This window comes from Marinomonas aquiplantarum, assembly GCF_003314975.1.
Lineage (GTDB): Bacteria > Pseudomonadota > Gammaproteobacteria > Pseudomonadales > Marinomonadaceae > Marinomonas > Marinomonas aquiplantarum.
In genome coordinates this window covers 131,623-149,251 of record NZ_QNRF01000005.1, presented here as the reverse complement: position 1 = coordinate 149,251, position 17,629 = coordinate 131,623, and the positions used below count along the sequence as shown (strand labels likewise).

Sequence of the window (17,629 nt, the reverse complement as noted above, 5' to 3'; positions counted from 1 at the left end):
GGAATAAAGTTCCATTTTTTGCAATACTGATTTCAGAACATTTTTTAAGACAACTTTTCATCGCGATCTTATTCGCTATAAAAATAACAAAGGAAACACAATGTCAGTGCCTGAAAATAAAAGCGGAGGCTCGTCTCTTGATAAAGCACTTAGCCTGCTGCAAGAAGTTTGCATGACACCTGTGCCACTGCGTTTTGCCGAATTGGTTGAGAAAACGGATCTACCAAAAGCAACAGCCCATCGAACCCTGACATCACTGGCAGATAAAGGCTTAGTGCGTTTTGACGAAGAAAGCCAACTTTACTATCCAGGTTATGGCTTGTTGGAATTAGCCCATCAGGCTTGGGCGAGTATGGATGTTCGCGACATCGCCGCCGACCAAATGAAAGCGCTTTGGCAAGATACCGGGGAAACCATTCACTTGGCTGTCTTGGATCGAGGCGAAGTCATTTACATAGATAAGTTAGAGAGTCAAAAAAGCCTGCGCTTATTTTCTGCAGTGGGTAAAAAAGGTCCAGCTTATTGCACTGGGGTAGGCAAAGCCATGTTAGCGTTTTTAGACGAAGACAGCTTGACACAAGCCATCCAAGATCAAAGCTTTATTCAGCACACCGAAACCACATTGAAAAACGAGACTGAATTACGAGCGGCCCTAAGCCAAATTCGTAGCAGTCGCGTTTCTTTGGATTTAGAAGAACACGAAGACGGCATTCAATGTGCCGCCTCAGTGATTCTAAATCACAATCATGAACCCATTGCCGCGATGAGCATCACCGCTCCGAAATTTCGCGTCGATGATGCTCGCTTTCAACACTTTCAAACACTGGTCAAAGACGCCTGTACGAAAGTATCCATTCGAATGGGGGCCTCGGCCTCTAACTAGCATAGGAAAAGTCCATTATGGCGACGATAAAACTAACAAACGTCATCAAACGATTTAATGACATAGAAACCATTCATGGCGTCAACCTTGACCTAAAAGACGGTGAATTTGTAGTCTTTGTTGGTCCATCAGGCTGTGGTAAATCGACTCTTTTACGCCTTATTGCCGGTCTTGAGGACATTACCGAAGGCAGCCTAGAGATCAACGACGTTAACATGAATAACGTTGCACCAGCGGATCGCGGTGTGGCCATGGTGTTCCAATCTTATGCTCTCTACCCACACATGACAGTGGAAGAAAACATGAGCTTTGGCTTAAGAATGAATGGCGTGGCGCCGGAAAAAATCAAAGAGCAAGTAGCCAACGCTGCGAATATTTTGCAATTAAACGAATTGCTTGACCGCAAACCCAAGCAACTTTCTGGCGGTCAACGTCAGCGTGTCGCCATTGGTCGTGCTATTGTGCGTCAACCCGAGGTTTTCTTATTTGATGAGCCTTTATCCAACTTGGATGCCGAATTACGTGTTGATATGCGCATCCAGATTGCTCAACTGCATAATCGCCTTAAATCCACCATGATTTACGTTACCCATGACCAAGTGGAAGCCATGACGTTGGCGGATAAAATCGTCGTATTGCGTGCCGGTAACGTGGAGCAAGTTGGTTCGCCATTAGAGCTTTACCATAACCCTAGCAATGAATTTGTCGCTGGCTTTATCGGTTCACCTAAAATGAATTTCTTAGCCGCTAGCGTCACCAGTATTGACGCAGATAATATGGCAACCATTGCCGTCGCGGGACAAAGTGTTCAATTACCCGTTGATACCAACAAGGTATCGGTTAACAGCCAGATCAAACTGGGCGTGCGACCTGAACACATCACTGAAGACACAGATGCCGCAGACTTTACACTCAATCTCGACATCGATGTGGCGGAACACCTTGGTGGCTTAACTTACCTGTACGGTCAATACGATAATGAAAAACTGACCATTGAGGTCAACGGTGGCAACTTAACGCGTCATGGTGAGAACATTACTGTCGGCATTAAGAAACAGGATTGCTACTTATTCAATGCACAAGGTGAGTCTATTATCCAACGCCCTGTTCCTAAAAGATAAGCCTAGCATTGTCTCGTTCTAAAAATACCAAAAAGCCAGTTCACCGAATGAAGTGGCTTTTGTGTATTTGCCCAATTTCACTTAAACAACGGGAAACTTAAGACAATTCTGCTAAAAAATGAGTGAGGTAAGCAAAACCTCGCTGCGCAACTAATGGATTGTATAAGCTGCCATGATCAGGGTTATTGGCACTGGGCAACATAAAGGAGTGCACCGTGTTACCAAAATCGAAAAACTGAAAATCAATCCCTAAACCGGACCAATATTGTTTAGCAGATTGGGTGTCTTCATCGTTTACCAAAGGGTCTTGATAACCATTCATGATCATCAATTTCACATCTTGATTGGCAAGCTCCGCAGACTGAGCACGGTAAAAGGACATTAATCCGTGAAAACTTGCCGCGCCTAGGGTTTCTTTGAAATGCAGACCCGCCTCAAGCGCCAAGCGACCACCTAAACAAAAACCAATGTGCACAATGGGTGAATCTCCCTGTAATGCTTGCTGAGTTAACTCCTGTTGCAAGCCATGCAAAGACTCCGCTTCAGCCAGCAAGGCTCCCATTTTGGCTTGCTTTTCGGGTAAGTCTTGAGGATTTTGCCCCTGACCGTATAAATCAATCGCCGTTACCGCGTAACCTTGTTCTGCTAAACGATCTGCAAACTGCTTTTCAAAATCACTCAAACCGGAGAAGGTTGGCCAAATGATTATCTGTAAGGGAGTAGAATTCGCCTCTGCACCTATTTGATAATGCTGTCGCTCGATATCGTGTTTAAACAAAGAATCAAAATCTTGGTTCATAGATCACCTCCATTTATAAAGTTCATCCAGTCTAGCCCTGAGCTTTTTACCAGTGCAATGCTATGAGCCACTTTACCTCTTTATTGTCATAATGCTGGCTAACTGCATTGTATTAACCATAAAAAAACAGGCACAAAAAAACCGGTATGGCCTAATGACCACACCGGTTTTTCAGAGAAAGGCTTAGCTTATTGGCTTAATTGCACAATCAACTTATTCATGCGAGAAACAAAGGTCGCAGGATCTTCTAACTGACCACCTTCTGACAAGGTCGCTTGTTCGAACAACAACCAAGCCATGTCAGCGAAACGCTCCTCGTCCGCTTCTGCATCCATTTTCACTACGATTGGATGATCTGGATTCACTTCCAAGGTAGGCTTAGAATCTGGCAGTTTTTGACCCGCCTGCTCAAGCAAACGGCGCATCTGCAGACCCATATCGTATTCACCTACCACCAAACAAGCTGGTGAGTTAGTTAGACGATCCGTTGAGTTCACATCGGCAACCTGCTCTTCCAAGACTTTTTTCATGCGCTCTAGAAGAGGTTTAATTTGCTCCGCTTTTTCTTCCTTCTCTTTTTTAGCTTCTTCGCTATCGTCTTCCGCGATATCAAGTTTGCCTTTGGTCACGTCTTGGAAAGACTTACCTTCAAACTCTTGTAGAGACGACATCATCCACTCATCAATACGATCGCTTAACAACAAGACTTCGAAACCTTTTTTACGCAAGATTTCTAGGTGCGGACTGTTTTTCGCCGTGTTGTGATTTTCTGCGTAGATGTAGTAAATCTTATCTTGGCCTTCACTCATACGAGAAACATAGTCAGCCAAAGATTCTGTCTGATCAGCACTGTCAGTATGTGTTGAGCTGAAGCGTAACAAAGCGGCAATCTTGTCTTTGTTACCCATGTCATCCGCTGGGCCTTCTTTCAATACATTACCAAACTCGTTCCAGAAAGATTGGTAAGTTTCTGGATCGTTTTTGGCCATTTTAGACAACATGTCCAAAACACGTTTCGTCAAAGCAGAACGCATTGAATCCACTGCGCTGTCGTTCTGTAGAATTTCACGAGACACATTCAAAGAAAGATCGTTAGAATCGACAACCCCTTTCACGAAGCGCATGTATGGTGGAAGGAACGCTTCCGCTTCATCCATAATGAAAACACGCTGAACATACAATTTCAGACCGCGCTGCATGTCACGATTCCATAGGTCATATGGCGCTTTAGAAGGAATGTAAAGCAAGCTAGTGTATTCTAACTTACCCTCAACCTTGTTATGTGACCATTTCAAAGGCTCTTGAAAATCGTGTGAAATGTGCTTGTAGAACTCTTTGTATTCTTCGTCTTTTACTTCGTTACGAGGACGCGTCCACAACGCTTTTGCCGAGTTAACAGCTTCAAATTCAGGCGCTTTACTTTCATCGACAGGTTTTGGGTTGCCCTCTTCATCCATTTCTGGATAAACCACTTTTTCCATTTCCACTGGAATGGAAATGTGATCAGAATACTTAGTAACAAGCGTACGCAAACGGTAGTTATCAGCAAACTCTTTTTCGTCACCTTTTAGGTGCAAAGTAATGCGTGTACCACGAGTGGCTTTTTCGATGTTTTCAATAGTGAATTCACCTGAACCGTCAGACACCCAGCGTACTGCTTCACCTTCTATTGCCCCTGCACGACGAGTCTCAACCGTTACCTTGTCGGCCACAATAAAAGCAGAATAGAAGCCCACACCAAATTGACCAATCAATTGGCTGTCTTTTTTCTGGTCGCCACTTAATTGTTCAAGGAAGGCAGACGTTCCAGACTTAGCAATGGTACCTAGGTTGGTAATCGCCTCTTCACGAGACATACCAATACCATTGTCATCGATAATGACCGTGCCTGCGTCTTTATCAAATTCAACGCGAACACGTAAATTTGGGTCATCAGATAAGAGATCAGCGTTTGCGACAGACTCAAAGCGAAGCTTATCCACCGCATCAGACGCATTTGAAATAAGTTCACGTAGAAAGATTTCTTTGTTTGAGTACAAAGAATGGATCATCAAATGAAGTAGTTGTTTTACTTCCGTCTGAAACCCTAACGTTTCTTTTTGAGTATCAGTTGACATGTTTTTACTTGCTCCTATTTGAATGAACCTTTGGTCTCACCAAAGGCGTAACACTTACTGCATGTGCAACATAGATAAAGCCTCTTGAATGGATTTCAAGAGGCTTAGACACAATTTTTTTGTGGAAATTCAAATTGCTAGGACAGGTGAAATGAACAAGCTCATTAATTTAATCGAACAATGGTTAAACCATCGCCAATTGGCAACTGTGAAAATGTGACGGTTGGATCTTGGTGAATGGTATCATTGAGATGGCGAACGATTTGCGTGTCCTTGTCATCAAAACGGTCGTCGGCGACATTACCCCACCACAGAGTATTATCAATCACCATGCAGCCACCAGGTCGTAATAATTTTTTGCCCAGAGCGTAGTAATTGAGTAAATTGGCTTTATCCGCGTCGATAAACAAGAAGTCATAACTGGCACTTTCATGTTCCACTTTGTCTTGCATTACTTGCAATGCATTTGCACACAGAGTGTTTACCTCTGCCGACAAGTCCGCTTTGGCCAGATATTTGTCGGCAATGTCTAACCACATTTGTTTTTTATCAATGGCTAACATGCTGGCATTTGACCCCAAACCACGAGCAATGGAGATAGTGCTGTATCCTGTAAACACCCCTATTTCCATCACTTTTTGAGGATTTAGTAGGCTTATCAAGAGTGTTAAAAACTGCCCCACTTCTGGAGAAAGCGCCATACGAGCCATATGATATTGTGCGGTTTCGCGGCGTAAATCCTCCAACACTTGAGGTTCACGCACAGAGTGATCAATCAGATAGTCATACAGTCTATCATCCACTTTTACCGTTCGATTGATTGGACGGTTCTCTTCAGAAATGGGTTTGGGGAAATTAGGCAGCATTTGAGTTCTTCACCAATCCACGACTTAAGGTTTTGAAGGTTTTTGATCGAAACTCTCGACGATACAACACAGCAACCACCATGACACTAGCCGCCATACAAAAATACGGCCCTAAAAACCAACCACAAAATGCCATAGCAAAATAATAGGCTCTCAAACCGTAATTAAACTGATTGGCCGCCAAACTGCAAATTTGCGCCATATGGTTGGCATACAATTCTCGCTCACTGTCTTCAATGCCTCGCTCGGTTGCCAAAGGTGCGCTGCCTACTAACACAGAGCAAAAATTATACTGTCGAACAGACCAAGTAAAGGTAAAAAAAGCATAGGAGAAAATCACCACTAACACGATAATTTTCAACTCCCATTCCTGTTGACTCATTGGCGCTAACAAGTAGAAATCCGAGATGATGCCCAAGGCTTTTTCCGAATAATTAAACGCCGTGAACAAGCCAGCAATGATCAACAAACTGCTGGACGCAAAAAACAAGCTACTGCGTTCAAGGTTTGCCATCACGGACGCATCTGCAATGCGGTTATCTCGCCTCAACAAACGCGACATCCAAGCCAAACGAAATTGATGCAATACACTAACCAGACAAGAACGTCGCTTAGAATTGTATTGCGCGTACAAAGCGTACCCCCACCAACAGGCAAAGAACACAAACAGGGTTGTTAGATCTAATGGGTTTAATAACAAGGAAACTGAACGACTTTCCATACAATAAGACTCAACTATAACAATGGCTTAAGCTAGGGAAGGTGTGAACAAGTCCTCTTGCCTCAGCAACCGGATAAAAGCCTGTTATTCAAGGCGAGTACCAAATGTGAATAGTTAGCCTATTGTCGAGGTGCTCAACAAAGAATGCAGGCTTTTAGAGCTTGCCCTGCGGGTCTTTCAGAGAAAACGCCCTACTGCGTAACGACTCTTTGAAAGGTACCTACATTCCTTCAGAGTCGCGCCTTGTTTGACGATTTCTCTGAAAGACTGAGGCTTAGTCGACTTATTTACCTTCCCTAATCCAATTAAAGCATTTTTACAGCTTGCTGTGTAAGTTTATAGTCGATATAAATTCACCTTATCGATGAGTATATTTACAAACAAAGCCTGATGAAAAAACTTGCATCCGCTAAAAATATCGGTAATATGCCAGCTCTCTATACGACATGCGGATGTGGTGGAATTGGTAGACACGCTGGATTTAGGTTCCAGTGCTTCACGGCGTGAGAGTTCGAGTCTCTCCATCCGCACCATTCTTCAATGATCTCTTTCCTTCTGAAACAAACTCCCTATTTTTCTAGAAAAGCCAAATACAAAAAAACCGAACCCATTACTGAATTCGGCTTTGTGTTTATCATTTTAATAAACTTAAGCTTTTAGCTTCCAAGACACTTGCTGGCCAGAGTAAAAAGGCACAATCGGCTCACCATTTGCCAAAGCAATGCTGTCAGGCACCTGCCACTCTTCTTTCACCAAGGTTACCGTGTCAGTATTGCGTGGCAATCCATAAAAATCAGCACCATGCAAGCTGGCAAAACCTTCCAACTTATCCAATGCGTCAAGCTCTTCGAAAACTTGCGTATAAAGCTCCAAGGCAGACCAGGCACTGTAACAACCAGCACAACCACAAGCGTTTTCTTTTTTATGACGCGCGTGAGGCGCTGAATCCGTTCCAAGGAAGAAGCGATTTGAACCCGATGCCACGACCTGACGCAAAGCTTGTTGGTGAGTTGAACGCTTAAGTACTGGCAAGCAATAGTTATGCGGACGAACACCGCCTACTAGCATATCGTTTCGGTTCATCATTAAGTGTTGCGGAGTAATGGTTGCCGCCACCCCGTCACGAGCAGAGAGCACAAAATCAGCCGCATCCTTTGTGGTAATGTGCTCAAACACCACTTTCAGATTCGGTACGCTATCAACAATTTTAGCCATGTGTTGGTCAATGAACTCTTTCTCACGGTCAAAGATGTCAACATGGTTATGCGTCACTTCACCATGGATCAGCAACAACATATCGTTTTCAGCCAAGGCTTCGAAAACTGGGTAGCGAGATTCAACAGACGTAACACCAGAATCTGAATTAGTGGTGGCGCCAGCAGGGTACATTTTTACAGCCACCACACCCGCCTGCTTCGCTGCTTTAATGTCTTCAACCGTGGTTTTATCCGTCAAATACAAGGTCATCAGAGGCATGAAATCACTGCCTTCTGGACGAGACGCTAAAATACGCTCTTTATACAAGACCGCCATCTCCGCATTAACCACTGGCGGCACTAAATTCGGCATCACAATAGCACGAGAGAAACAACGAGCAGTTGCTGGAACCGTCTCCAATAACATGTCGTCATCACGAAAATGCAAATGCCAATCGTCTGGTTTAATGATGGTAATTTCGTTCATCTTTTGCCCTTTAAGATAAATAAAAAAATACGTTAAAAGTGTATCGCTTAACCAAAAAAAAGCCGCTGGTTAGCGGCTTTTTTAATTACTTAACTGTCTTTACGAGGAGCACGAGGACGACGCTCACCACGGTCACGACCGCCGTTTGAACGACGACGCTCACGGTCACCGTAACCACGACGCTCGCCACCACCAGAACGACGACGTCCAGATGGCGATGCTGCGCGTTTGTTCAACTCGTCAGCATTTTCTAATTTAGCGATGTCAGTACGTTGACCACAGATACGCATTTTGCTCAATTTACCTAACGCACCTGATTCCAAGTTTGAAGGTAAATCAACGGTCGCAAAATCTTCATAGATTTCGATGTGACCAATATAACGACTTTCAATAGACGCTTCATTCGCTATCGCACCGACAATGTTACCTGGTTTAACACCAGCACTGTAACCGACTTGAACAACGTAACGTGTCATTGCAGTATTTGGATCATCCTTAAGCGGCATCGCATCAGCCGTTACTGGACGAACTTTACGCTCACGTGGTGCTCTGTCTTCACGACCATCGCGGCTGTCACGACCTTCGCGACGTTCACGACGTTCTTGACGAACTTCCATCTCAGACAACAACAAAGGCGTTTTACCTTGTGCCATATGCGCTAATGCTGCCGCCATTTTAAGAGGATCAACTTCGTTCTCTTTTTGGTAGCTTTGTACTAGCTCCAAGAAGAAATCCAGATTCTCATTATCCATGGTGTCAGTGATACGTTGTTTAAAACGACTCACACGTTGCTCATTGATGTCAGATGCGGTCGGCAAATTCATCTTTTCGATTGGCTGACGCGTAGCTCGCTCAATGGCTTGCAACATACGACGCTCACGATGAGCAACAAACAAAATAGCCGTACCAGAACGACCCGCACGACCTGTACGACCAATACGGTGAACGTAAGATTCAGTATCGTATGGAATGTCATAGTTAACAACGTGACTAACACGCTCAACATCCAAACCACGTGCTACCACGTCAGTCGCTACAAGAATGTCGATTTGACCTTTCTTAATACGATCAACGGTACGCTCACGCAAATTCTGACTAATATCACCATTCAATGCCTCACAAGCGTGACCACGAGCGGTTAGCTTTTCAGCCAATTCAACTGTCGCCGCTTTAGTACGAACAAAGATGATCATGCCATCGTGTTCGTTCATCTCAAGAATACGCGTCAAAGCGTCTAGCTTATGCAGACCACTTACTTGCCAATATTTTTGAGAAATTGTAGTTGCTGTTGATGTCTTAGTGACAATTTTTACTTCTTTAGGATTGTTCAGGTGACGGTTAGCCACTTGACGAATCACAGACGGCATTGTCGCCGAGAACAAAGCAATTTGGCGATCTGAAGGCGTTTGCTCCAGAATCCACTCAACATCATCAATGAACCCCATGCGCAGCATTTCGTCGGCTTCATCCAACACAAGTGCTTTTAGGGTATCCAGTTTTAGAGTCTTACGACGGATATGATCCATCACACGACCCGGTGTACCAACGACCACTTGCACGCCACGTCGAAGTTGACGTAGTTGCGAGTCATAAGACATACCGCCGTAAATCGGCAATACGTGGAAGTCAGGAATATTACGAGCGTAACTTTGAAATGCTTCAGATACCTGAATAGCAAGTTCACGAGTTGGAGCCAATACAAGTAATTGTGTCGTTTTATCTGTCACGTCAATGCGAGACAAGAGCGGAAGCGCAAATGCTGCCGTCTTACCAGTACCCGTCTGCGCTTGCCCCAAAAGGTCGTGACCTTCTAATAGATATGGAATACTTTGCGCTTGGATAGCAGAGGGTTGCTCGTAACCGAGGTCAGCAACCGCTTTTAGAACAGGGGCAATTAAGCCCAACGAATCAAATGTAGGCTGAATATCAGCATCAGACATGTAAATGTGTACCTTTTTTTGGTGGGAGTAAGGCCTGTAACAATTTACATGCCTCAACGAAACTTCTCAGGGATTTCTCTAGAGGAAAATCTAAGTGCGGTATTATATACAATTAATCTAAAATACGCTAGCAAGATTTGAAATAAGATACCAGTCTTTTGATTTTATTTTTCTACCTCTGAAATCCCTTTGTCAGAATCCAGCATGATGGCCAACCAACGCATCTTAGGGTTCGCTTCAAATGCCAGCTTTACAATAATAGTCAATGGAATCGATAAAAGCATACCTACCGGACCAAAAACCCACCCCCATAAGAGTAAAGATAAGAAAACCACTAACGTCGATAATCCCAACCCTTTACCCATGTACCTTGGCTCAATGATATTACCAACAATCAAATTCACAACCACAAACCCAAGCGCTGTCAGACCCGCCGATAGACTGCCCAGCTGAACAAACGCTAACAACACAGCGGGGATAGCGGCGATAATTGAACCTATGTTTGGCACAAAATTAAGCAAGAAGGCACATACCCCCCAAAGAATTGGAAAATCAATGCCCAAGACCCATAACCAAGTGGTAATTAACACTCCCGTTAAGATACTCACCAAGGTTTTAATCACCAAATATCGGTTAACCGAGTTAATAAAGTCTTCAAAACGCCCCATTGACTCTGATGCATCATTTAATGCACGAGACAATTTATGAGGCAACTCAACCGCCTCAAACAAAATGAAGATCACGATCATCACCACCAAAACCAGATTGGTTAAGGCGCTGCCCAAGCCTCGTAACGCATTAGCAACCATCTGCATCAACGAAGACGGATCTATGTAGCCTTTTACCTGATCATAAGACACTTGAATGCCAACGTTATTTAACAATTGAATAACGCCGGACATCTCTTCGGCAAAACGCTGTTTATAATTGGGCAACTGACTTGAAAAGCTGTCGAGAGACGCCCCAACTAATAATGCAATAGAGCCAACGCCGATCAGGATCAAGAACACCACCAGCACGATGGATAACCAAGTAGGCACGTTACGTTGTCGTAAACTCGACATTGCGGGTGCACAAATGATGGCAATAAACACTGACAACATAAAAGGCACAACAATTTGCGAGGCGGCTTTTAACCCCGCAATAATAATAATGAAGGCTGCAAAGCCGACTAGCCATTGAATACCTTTATGCTGTTCACTCATTTTTCTGCCTTACATATCCATTGGGTAAATACTTTGCGCATAGTCCGCTAAATCTTGCAGCATGATTTGTTGGTGGCTCGACAAATCTGGTGTTTGGGCGATAGCATTTAAACGATCAAAATACTGCGCCATGGTTATGGAGCCACCGCCATCTGCCTCTAACAATCGAATTTGACGATATTCTTCCCATTCCTGTCGTTGTTGTTCAGTTAACTGTTCCGGGTAATTACGACCAATGTAACGCGTCAACATTTCAGGTAAACGTCGATCATCAAAGGACAAACTCAGCTCAGCCAAATGCTCTGCTGGTGTCGATCGAATGGTATCCATTCTGGTTTTATCTTCCCGCGAAAAGAAACCACCTGAATACAACATTAAATCCGGATCTTTATCTATCTTACGTTCTTCTTGGATAAACACATCACTAAGCTTGGCAGCCAAACCAGTATGCTGTTTTATCATGGCAAGATTGTGACGACATTTGTCCCCATCTAATCCAAGGCGAGTCACGATCTGTTCGTCTTTTAAGAAGGTCGCAGGCGCTACCGCGGGCGCACGATTGTAATGAATTACCTTTAGCGGTAAACGCGACACATTGCCAAGCTCATCTTGCCGAGCAAAAACCCGATGACGAATTTGTTCCACACTTAACTCTAAAAGGGGTTGGGCATCTTCCATTAAATCCCACACAATCACACCATTTTTATTCGTTGGATGTGGCGCAATAGGCACCACAAACGCTGCATAATGTCGTGCCTGTCCAAACATGCCAGAAATATGAAGAAAGGGCTTCATACGGACAGGATCAATGAACTGTTGTAGTTCATGCTTTTGGCGCATTTTAAAATAATACGAAAATAATTTAGGCTGCTTGTCTTGGATCAATTTTGCTATTTCAATGGTGCCGTACACATCCGATAAGGCATCATGAGCTTGTTCATGAGCAATATTGTTTGCCTTAGTCAGATCCTCTAACTTCATGGACACCTGACCATCGTCTTTCTTTGGCCAGACAATACCATCTGGCCGCATGGCATAGGTCATACGAACTAAATCAATCATATCCCAACGGGAGCAATTATTTTGCCATTCACGAGCGTATGGGTCGATGAAGTTACGATAAAACCCATGTCGCACCACTTCGTCATCAAAACGTATGGTGTTATAACCGAGCGCACAAGTTCCAGGAAGGGATAACTCCGCTTCTACTGCCTGCATAAATTCCGCTTCACACAAACCTTCACGATTCGCATCTTGCGGACTAATACCTGTCAATAAACAAGCTTCCGGTTGAGGCAATGTATCTTCTGCCAAACGGCAGTAAAACATAACAGGCTCACCAATAGGATTAAAATTGAGATCGGTTCTAATGCCGGCGAATTGCATAGGACGATCTCTCGCTGGGTCCGTTCCTGTTGTTTCAAAATCAAACCAAAAAAATGACGTTGGGCCCGCTGCAGTCACAAATAATTCCTGTTAGCCGTTAAAGAAAAACCGTATTATACGCATCTTAAAGTGTTTTTGGCGATGAGAGGAGCTGTTCTATGCCAATCCCTGTGAATTGCCCATGTGGAACGGGCAATCCTTACGAAATGTGCTGTGGAATGTACCATAACAACCCTGGTACTGCGCCAACAGCGGAAATTTTAATGCGTTCACGGTATACCGCATTCGCGATTGGCGACTTTGAGTACATTGCGGCTACTCAAAAGCTCAAAGAAGACCCAAAGCAAAATGCGAATGACATAGAAGAAAGCAATCAACACACCCAATGGATTAAACTCGAAATCAACGACACAGAAGACGGTTTAGAAAAAGATAAAACTGGCATGGTGTCTTTTTCAGCTCATTTCAAAGAAGGGAAACACATAGGGCGCCTCAGTGAACGCTCTTTGTTCAAGAAAGTGAAAGGTCAATGGTTTTACTTATCTGGTGAGCATGAGGTAGAAAAAAACACGCCTTTAATCAAATCCGATGAAATGAAGATAGGCCGTAATGACCCATGCTCCTGTGGATCCGGTAAAAAATTCAAAAAGTGTTGTGCATTAACTTAGCACCAACCCAATCTTCCCTCTCTTCCACGAACTAAGGCTCTATTAACAGCCTTAGTTTGTTTGCTCTAATTCTCGTAGATGCCATTTTTTCTGAATGCTAATCAGCTCGTCTTTGATGGATAAAAATAGACGCACTAATTCTGGGTCAAAATGAGAGCCAGCCGAACGCTCAATGTGCGCCAACGCTTCCTCAATCGTCCAACTATTTTTATAGGAACGCTCCATAGTCAGCGCATCGAAGACATCCGCCATTGCCACGATTCGAGCCGATTGAGGTATAGCCTCCTCTGCCAAACCATATGGATAACCAGATCCATCCCATTTTTCATGATGACCAAGTGCCGCCTGAGCAGCCAATTGAAATAATGGCGCATTACTTTTACTTAAAATATTAAAACCTGCCACCGTATGCGATTTCATGACCTCCATTTCCTCATCCGTTAGCTTATTAGGCGATTTTAAAATCGAATGAGGTATGGCGACCTTGCCAGTATCGTGCATGGGTGCGGCTAACCGTAACAACTCCACTTGCGCTTCATCCCAGCCTGCCGCTCTGGCTAACGCCGCACTGTAATCTGCCATTCGCCACATGTGAATACCCGTATCGGAATCATTCAAATGCCCCACTTCCCCCAGCATGGTTACTGCCGATTCAAGAGCCTCATCTAACTGCTGAGTACGGGCCGCAATGATGGCTTTATTTTGTTTATCGTTTTCCGATAATTTCAGATGAGTTGACACTCTCGACAAAGTCGTCATGGGTGATATAGGCTTAGTAATGAAGTCCACAGCCCCCACCCTAAAGCCTTCAATTTCATTTTGAGCATCGGTTGCTGCCGTTAAAAAGATCACCGGAATGTCTGCCGTTTGCTGCTGGCTTTTTAGCCTTTTACATACTTCAAAACCGCTCATCCCAGGCATCATAACGTCCAACAAGATTACATCTGGCACACTAGCCGCAATAACGCTCAACGCGGCTTCGCCACTTTTTGCGACCTGAACCTGATAGTGCTCTGCCAGAATGCCTTTAAGCAAGTCAATGTTTCTTGGCACATCATCCACGATCAACACTTTTTTCTTGCCTTTGAGCATATCAATACCTTCGGTCATCATATTCATTGGCTTTTGTCCGTGTAAACTCATGATAAATACAACCTTTTCAATTCTTTCAAAACCCTAATAGCATCTTGGAAGTCATAGTTCTTAATATAGGATAATACTTGCTGAAGTGTTTCCTGCTGACTTTTGTCCTTCAGCTGAATTAACAGCTCTTCCACTTTACCTTCAGAAGACACATCCCCAACCAGTAACAGCTGCTCAATGACTTCGATCTCTGCCATTTTTTCTTTTTGATCAGGCGATTTGAGCCCCGTGGAAACGACTGTCTGTTCGTGACGAATCGACTCTTTCGCCGTTAGTAACGATATTGTTTTCTTAATTAACATATGATGATCAAGTGGCTTATACATGACATCATCAAATAATGAGCCCACCTTTTCAGCACCATCAACGTTCACCACATCTGCGGTTAAACATAAAATAATGGGGGCTTTGTCACCTAATGCATCTCGAATCAGCTGGGTGGCTTGATAACCGTCCATAATCGGCATCCGAATATCCATCAAAATCAAATCATAATGAGTCTCTATAGCATTAGCATAAGCTTGTTCACCATTCTCTGCCCAATCAAGTGTTATCCCCATTTTGTTGTAGATCGCCTTCACTATATTGGCATTCACAACATTATCTTCTGCCAATAGAATGTGTTTATCCTTCATGAAGTGGGATTCTAGTGAGCCATTTTGTTCGGATGCATCGTCGCAATCATAGGCAAACATTAACACCCGGTTCTTGTTTTTTAACTCTTCAACCTGATTTGGCGTTACTAAAACCGAGCAAGATTCCGTGTGCTGAGGCATATCTTGTTTACAATAAATTGCCGCATGATTCTTCAGTGTTTGACACAAATCAGGGTACTCATGCTTAGATCGAGAAAAGTAGTCGTAACTCACTAAAAGAGTACCAAGAGCTAAGCCTTGTGACTGACTTGAAAAATCCTTAACAACCTCTTCGGCCTCAGACAACACAATGTTCTTCATGCCACTTTCAAGTAAAAACGCCGCTAGATAAACATCATCTTTTAACAACACCAAATTAGAATTTTGCTGTCGAGTTGACTCCACCGGTCGATACGGCAAAACGACTTTAAACAAAGTCCCCGTCCCGTCACCGCTAACATAAGTGAGTGCACCACCAAATAAATCCACTAGTTGACGTGTAATACTTAAGCCTAAGCCAGTACCACCAAACAAACGTGTAGTACTACTGTCCGCTTGCATAAAAGATTCGAACACATCCACATTGTTCGCAATACCAACACCAGTATCTTGCACTTCTATAAGCAGATGACCTTCGTCAGCCAACCCTACTCGCAAATCGACTCGCCCTTCATTGGTAAATTTAATGGCGTTACTTAGCAAATTAATCATAATTTGCTGTAGTCGTGTTTGATCACCAATCAAACGATTGGATAACTCAAAATCCCTGCTAACACTAAAATGAAGGTTCTTCTTACCAGCCATCTCTGCATTGACTTGATAAACGTATTCCAAGACGTTATCCAGACTAAACTCTGCTTCTTCTAGCTCAACACCGTCTGACTCCAGTTTTGAAAACTCTAATATGCCATTGATAATATGGAGCAAGGCATCGGCAGAAGTTTGGATTTTTTTTACTCTATCATGAACCTTATCGTCTAACGCCTCTTCTAAGAGTAGATGACTAAAGCCGATAATGGCATTCATTGGGGTTCGAATTTCATGACTCATTGTTGCCATGAACTCTGATTTCACTTTTAGAGCTTCTTCGGCTGACTGTACGGCCAGCCCCAATTCATCGGTAAGCTCTATGGATTTTTGATAGGATTCCGTCGCAATTCTTAATTGCCTGAACAACATATAGATAATGAACATCACGGTCATCGCCAACACTAAAATCAGACTGGCCAACTTGATGAACAAATCATAAGACACAGCTCTTCGCTCAACCTTTTCAGCCGACCTTAACGTAAGCGTATCTAATACGATGGATTCGGTTGTTTTAAGGATACTATTGCTTTCCTTAAGTGCATTTTTTACATCCACCTGATCGTCGTCAACAAACAATAATGAATCGAGATAAATTAGTTTTTGGGAAATTACTTCGATTACCTGATCAGCATTCGGTAATCGTTGAAACACTTGCTTAAGCTGACCAAACTTCACAATATTTAAGCGGCTATAGAGAATATCAAAACGATCTCGTACCTCTTGTAAGCGCTCTTCATCTGCTTGGTCCTCCAACAACTTCAAAGCATTTCTCAGTTTTAATGCTTCTCTATCCAGTTGATAAGATGCCCACAAAGCATCTTCTTCAACAGCAGACATAATTACTTTTTGCCGCTCGACCAACTCATAAAAAATCCCCGCCGTTACTGCTAAAAATATGACCGCCGCACTCACCAATAAATATATTGATGAACGTTTTTCTGCAACAGAACGCAGCGGTCTTGGTAGCGACAAAGCCTTCATCAGTAAATTACTCGACTAGCATAGCTTTAATTTGCCAAACTGAACGATTGTGAATGATCTCGTTATTTAGCTCTGGCATGTCGCTGAAAGGATAGAGAACAAACAGCGGACCTTTATCACGAATCGACATTGGCTTTCCGTTCATGTCCATTGCTAAAAGAACATCATAGTCAAATGCATCAGAAACCGGCATCTTTGCACTGTAGTCGTTTAGAGCAGACACTTTCAAAGTGTCGCCCATGGCGCCAACTACTTGTAAAACGGAACTTAACATTGGCCCCTGATACAAGTCAGACCCTTCCGTCCAAGGAGTGACCGTTTCAACATCAAATACGCCCAAAGACAACAGCATCTCACGATCAAACTCGGCTGTATTATTGTCGGTATTAGTGTGAGTAATTTGACCTGAAATCGTTAAGATCACCTTACCAGTTGGCTCAGGTAAGCTGGCCGCTGAAGCAGTGATACTGATAACCGCTGACAAAATGTAAGTGACGCACGCTAGAACACTGGATTTAGTCATACTCTACCTCGTGAATTGAAATCACTAAGCAGTATAAATAAACCAAGCTGGCTTTTATCTAGGCGCTTACGAAACGCTACGCTTTATCAACCTAGCAAAACAAAGGGCTATAACACGAGATACAAAAAAAGCCGCTTTTGGCGGCCTT

14 protein-coding genes and 1 tRNA gene are annotated in these 17,629 nt (G+C 43.5%); 4 read left to right on the top strand and 11 right to left on the bottom strand.

Going from position 1 to position 17,629, the window contains the following annotated elements:
• Positions 1 to 100 precede the first annotated feature (100 nt).
• Together DFP76_RS10885 and DFP76_RS10880 are read left to right on the top strand one after the other, a co-directional pair.
• A complete protein-coding gene (locus DFP76_RS10885) occupies positions 101 to 883 on the top strand; it encodes an IclR family transcriptional regulator (protein ID WP_113874666.1) in 783 nt (260 codons plus the stop codon).
• 17 nt (positions 884 to 900) lie between these two features.
• The gene (locus DFP76_RS10880) at positions 901 to 2,004 is read left to right on the top strand and encodes an ABC transporter ATP-binding protein (RefSeq protein ID WP_113874665.1); all 1,104 of its coding nucleotides are present in this window, start codon (positions 901 to 903) and stop codon (positions 2,002 to 2,004) included.
• Between the two features lie 97 nt (positions 2,005 to 2,101).
• Here DFP76_RS10880 and DFP76_RS10875 read toward each other — a convergent pair whose 3' ends face one another.
• The 4 genes from DFP76_RS10875 to DFP76_RS10860 form a co-directional block, all read right to left on the bottom strand.
• Positions 2,102 to 2,803 (bottom strand): dienelactone hydrolase family protein, encoded by a 702-nt coding sequence (locus tag DFP76_RS10875; RefSeq protein ID WP_113874664.1) that lies wholly within the window; start codon positions 2,801 to 2,803, stop codon positions 2,102 to 2,104.
• 188 nt (positions 2,804 to 2,991) lie between these two features.
• Entirely contained in the window at positions 2,992 to 4,920 is a 1,929-nt protein-coding gene (gene htpG / locus DFP76_RS10870; protein WP_113874663.1) for a molecular chaperone HtpG, read from the bottom strand.
• A 164-nt stretch (positions 4,921 to 5,084) separates the two neighbouring features.
• On the bottom strand, positions 5,085 to 5,786 hold the full coding sequence (locus DFP76_RS10865) for an O-methyltransferase (RefSeq protein WP_113874662.1): 702 nt from the start codon (positions 5,784 to 5,786) through the stop codon (positions 5,085 to 5,087).
• Positions 5,776 to 6,507 carry a DUF599 domain-containing protein gene (locus DFP76_RS10860; protein WP_113874661.1) on the bottom strand — a complete coding sequence of 244 codons (732 nt, stop codon included), beginning with the start codon at positions 6,505 to 6,507 and terminating at the stop codon, positions 5,776 to 5,778. Before DFP76_RS10860 ends, DFP76_RS10865 begins: the two co-directional genes overlap by 11 nt.
• Before the next feature lie 448 nt (positions 6,508 to 6,955).
• Here DFP76_RS10860 and DFP76_RS10855 point away from each other — a divergent pair.
• A tRNA-Leu gene (locus DFP76_RS10855) sits at positions 6,956 to 7,040 on the top strand.
• Between the two features lie 115 nt (positions 7,041 to 7,155).
• On the opposite strand, the gene pyrC is transcribed toward DFP76_RS10855, so the two are convergent.
• The 4 genes from pyrC to sbcB form a co-directional block, all read right to left on the bottom strand.
• Positions 7,156 to 8,190 (bottom strand): dihydroorotase, encoded by a 1,035-nt coding sequence (gene pyrC, locus DFP76_RS10850; RefSeq protein ID WP_113874660.1) that lies wholly within the window; start codon positions 8,188 to 8,190, stop codon positions 7,156 to 7,158.
• An 89-nt stretch (positions 8,191 to 8,279) separates the two neighbouring features.
• The gene (locus DFP76_RS10845) at positions 8,280 to 10,130 is read right to left on the bottom strand and encodes a DEAD/DEAH box helicase (RefSeq protein ID WP_113874659.1); all 1,851 of its coding nucleotides are present in this window, start codon (positions 10,128 to 10,130) and stop codon (positions 8,280 to 8,282) included.
• A gap of 164 nt (positions 10,131 to 10,294) precedes the next feature.
• Complete coding sequence (locus DFP76_RS10840) at positions 10,295 to 11,335, bottom strand: AI-2E family transporter (protein WP_113874658.1); 1,041 nt, start codon at positions 11,333 to 11,335, stop codon at positions 10,295 to 10,297.
• Positions 11,336 to 11,344: 9 nt separating this feature from the next.
• Positions 11,345 to 12,799 carry an exodeoxyribonuclease I gene (sbcB, locus tag DFP76_RS10835; RefSeq protein ID WP_113874657.1) on the bottom strand — a complete coding sequence of 485 codons (1,455 nt, stop codon included), beginning with the start codon at positions 12,797 to 12,799 and terminating at the stop codon, positions 11,345 to 11,347.
• 80 nt (positions 12,800 to 12,879) lie between these two features.
• Here sbcB and DFP76_RS18360 point away from each other — a divergent pair, with 80 nt between their 5' ends.
• On the top strand, positions 12,880 to 13,389 hold the full coding sequence (locus DFP76_RS18360) for a YchJ family protein (protein WP_113874656.1): 510 nt from the start codon (positions 12,880 to 12,882) through the stop codon (positions 13,387 to 13,389).
• A gap of 51 nt (positions 13,390 to 13,440) precedes the next feature.
• On the opposite strand, the gene DFP76_RS10825 is transcribed toward DFP76_RS18360, so the two are convergent.
• From DFP76_RS10825 to DFP76_RS10815, 3 genes are read right to left on the bottom strand one after another with little or no spacing between them, the layout of a single operon-like run.
• A complete protein-coding gene (locus DFP76_RS10825) occupies positions 13,441 to 14,532 on the bottom strand; it encodes a response regulator (RefSeq protein WP_113874655.1) in 1,092 nt (363 codons plus the stop codon).
• Entirely contained in the window at positions 14,529 to 16,958 is a 2,430-nt protein-coding gene (locus tag DFP76_RS10820; RefSeq protein ID WP_113874654.1) for an ATP-binding protein, read from the bottom strand. Before DFP76_RS10820 ends, DFP76_RS10825 begins: the two co-directional genes overlap by 4 nt.
• Positions 16,959 to 16,965: 7 nt before the next feature.
• Positions 16,966 to 17,481 (bottom strand): putative pterin-binding protein, encoded by a 516-nt coding sequence (locus tag DFP76_RS10815; protein ID WP_113874653.1) that lies wholly within the window; start codon positions 17,479 to 17,481, stop codon positions 16,966 to 16,968.
• Between the last annotated feature and the right edge of the window lie 148 nt (positions 17,482 to 17,629).

Excerpts from the sequence above, each read along its gene's own strand:
- DFP76_RS10885 (WP_113874666.1), top strand. The coding sequence starts at position 101 with ATGTCAGTGCCTGAAAATAAAAGCGGAGGCTCGTCTCTTGATAAAGCA.
- DFP76_RS10880 (WP_113874665.1), top strand. The coding sequence starts at position 901 with ATGGCGACGATAAAACTAACAAACGTCATCAAACGATTTAATGACATA.
- DFP76_RS10875 (WP_113874664.1), bottom strand. The coding sequence starts at position 2,803 with ATGAACCAAGATTTTGATTCTTTGTTTAAACACGATATCGAGCGACAG.
- htpG (WP_113874663.1), bottom strand. The coding sequence starts at position 4,920 with ATGTCAACTGATACTCAAAAAGAAACGTTAGGGTTTCAGACGGAAGTA.
- DFP76_RS10865 (WP_113874662.1), bottom strand. The coding sequence starts at position 5,786 with ATGCTGCCTAATTTCCCCAAACCCATTTCTGAAGAGAACCGTCCAATC.
- DFP76_RS10860 (WP_113874661.1), bottom strand. The coding sequence starts at position 6,507 with ATGGAAAGTCGTTCAGTTTCCTTGTTATTAAACCCATTAGATCTAACA.
- pyrC (WP_113874660.1), bottom strand. The coding sequence starts at position 8,190 with ATGAACGAAATTACCATCATTAAACCAGACGATTGGCATTTGCATTTT.
- DFP76_RS10845 (WP_113874659.1), bottom strand. The coding sequence starts at position 10,130 with ATGTCTGATGCTGATATTCAGCCTACATTTGATTCGTTGGGCTTAATT.
- DFP76_RS10840 (WP_113874658.1), bottom strand. The coding sequence starts at position 11,335 with ATGAGTGAACAGCATAAAGGTATTCAATGGCTAGTCGGCTTTGCAGCC.
- DFP76_RS18360 (WP_113874656.1), top strand. The coding sequence starts at position 12,880 with ATGCCAATCCCTGTGAATTGCCCATGTGGAACGGGCAATCCTTACGAA.
- DFP76_RS10825 (WP_113874655.1), bottom strand. The coding sequence starts at position 14,532 with ATGAGTTTACACGGACAAAAGCCAATGAATATGATGACCGAAGGTATT.
- DFP76_RS10820 (WP_113874654.1), bottom strand. The coding sequence starts at position 16,958 with ATGAAGGCTTTGTCGCTACCAAGACCGCTGCGTTCTGTTGCAGAAAAA.
- DFP76_RS10815 (WP_113874653.1), bottom strand. The coding sequence starts at position 17,481 with ATGACTAAATCCAGTGTTCTAGCGTGCGTCACTTACATTTTGTCAGCG.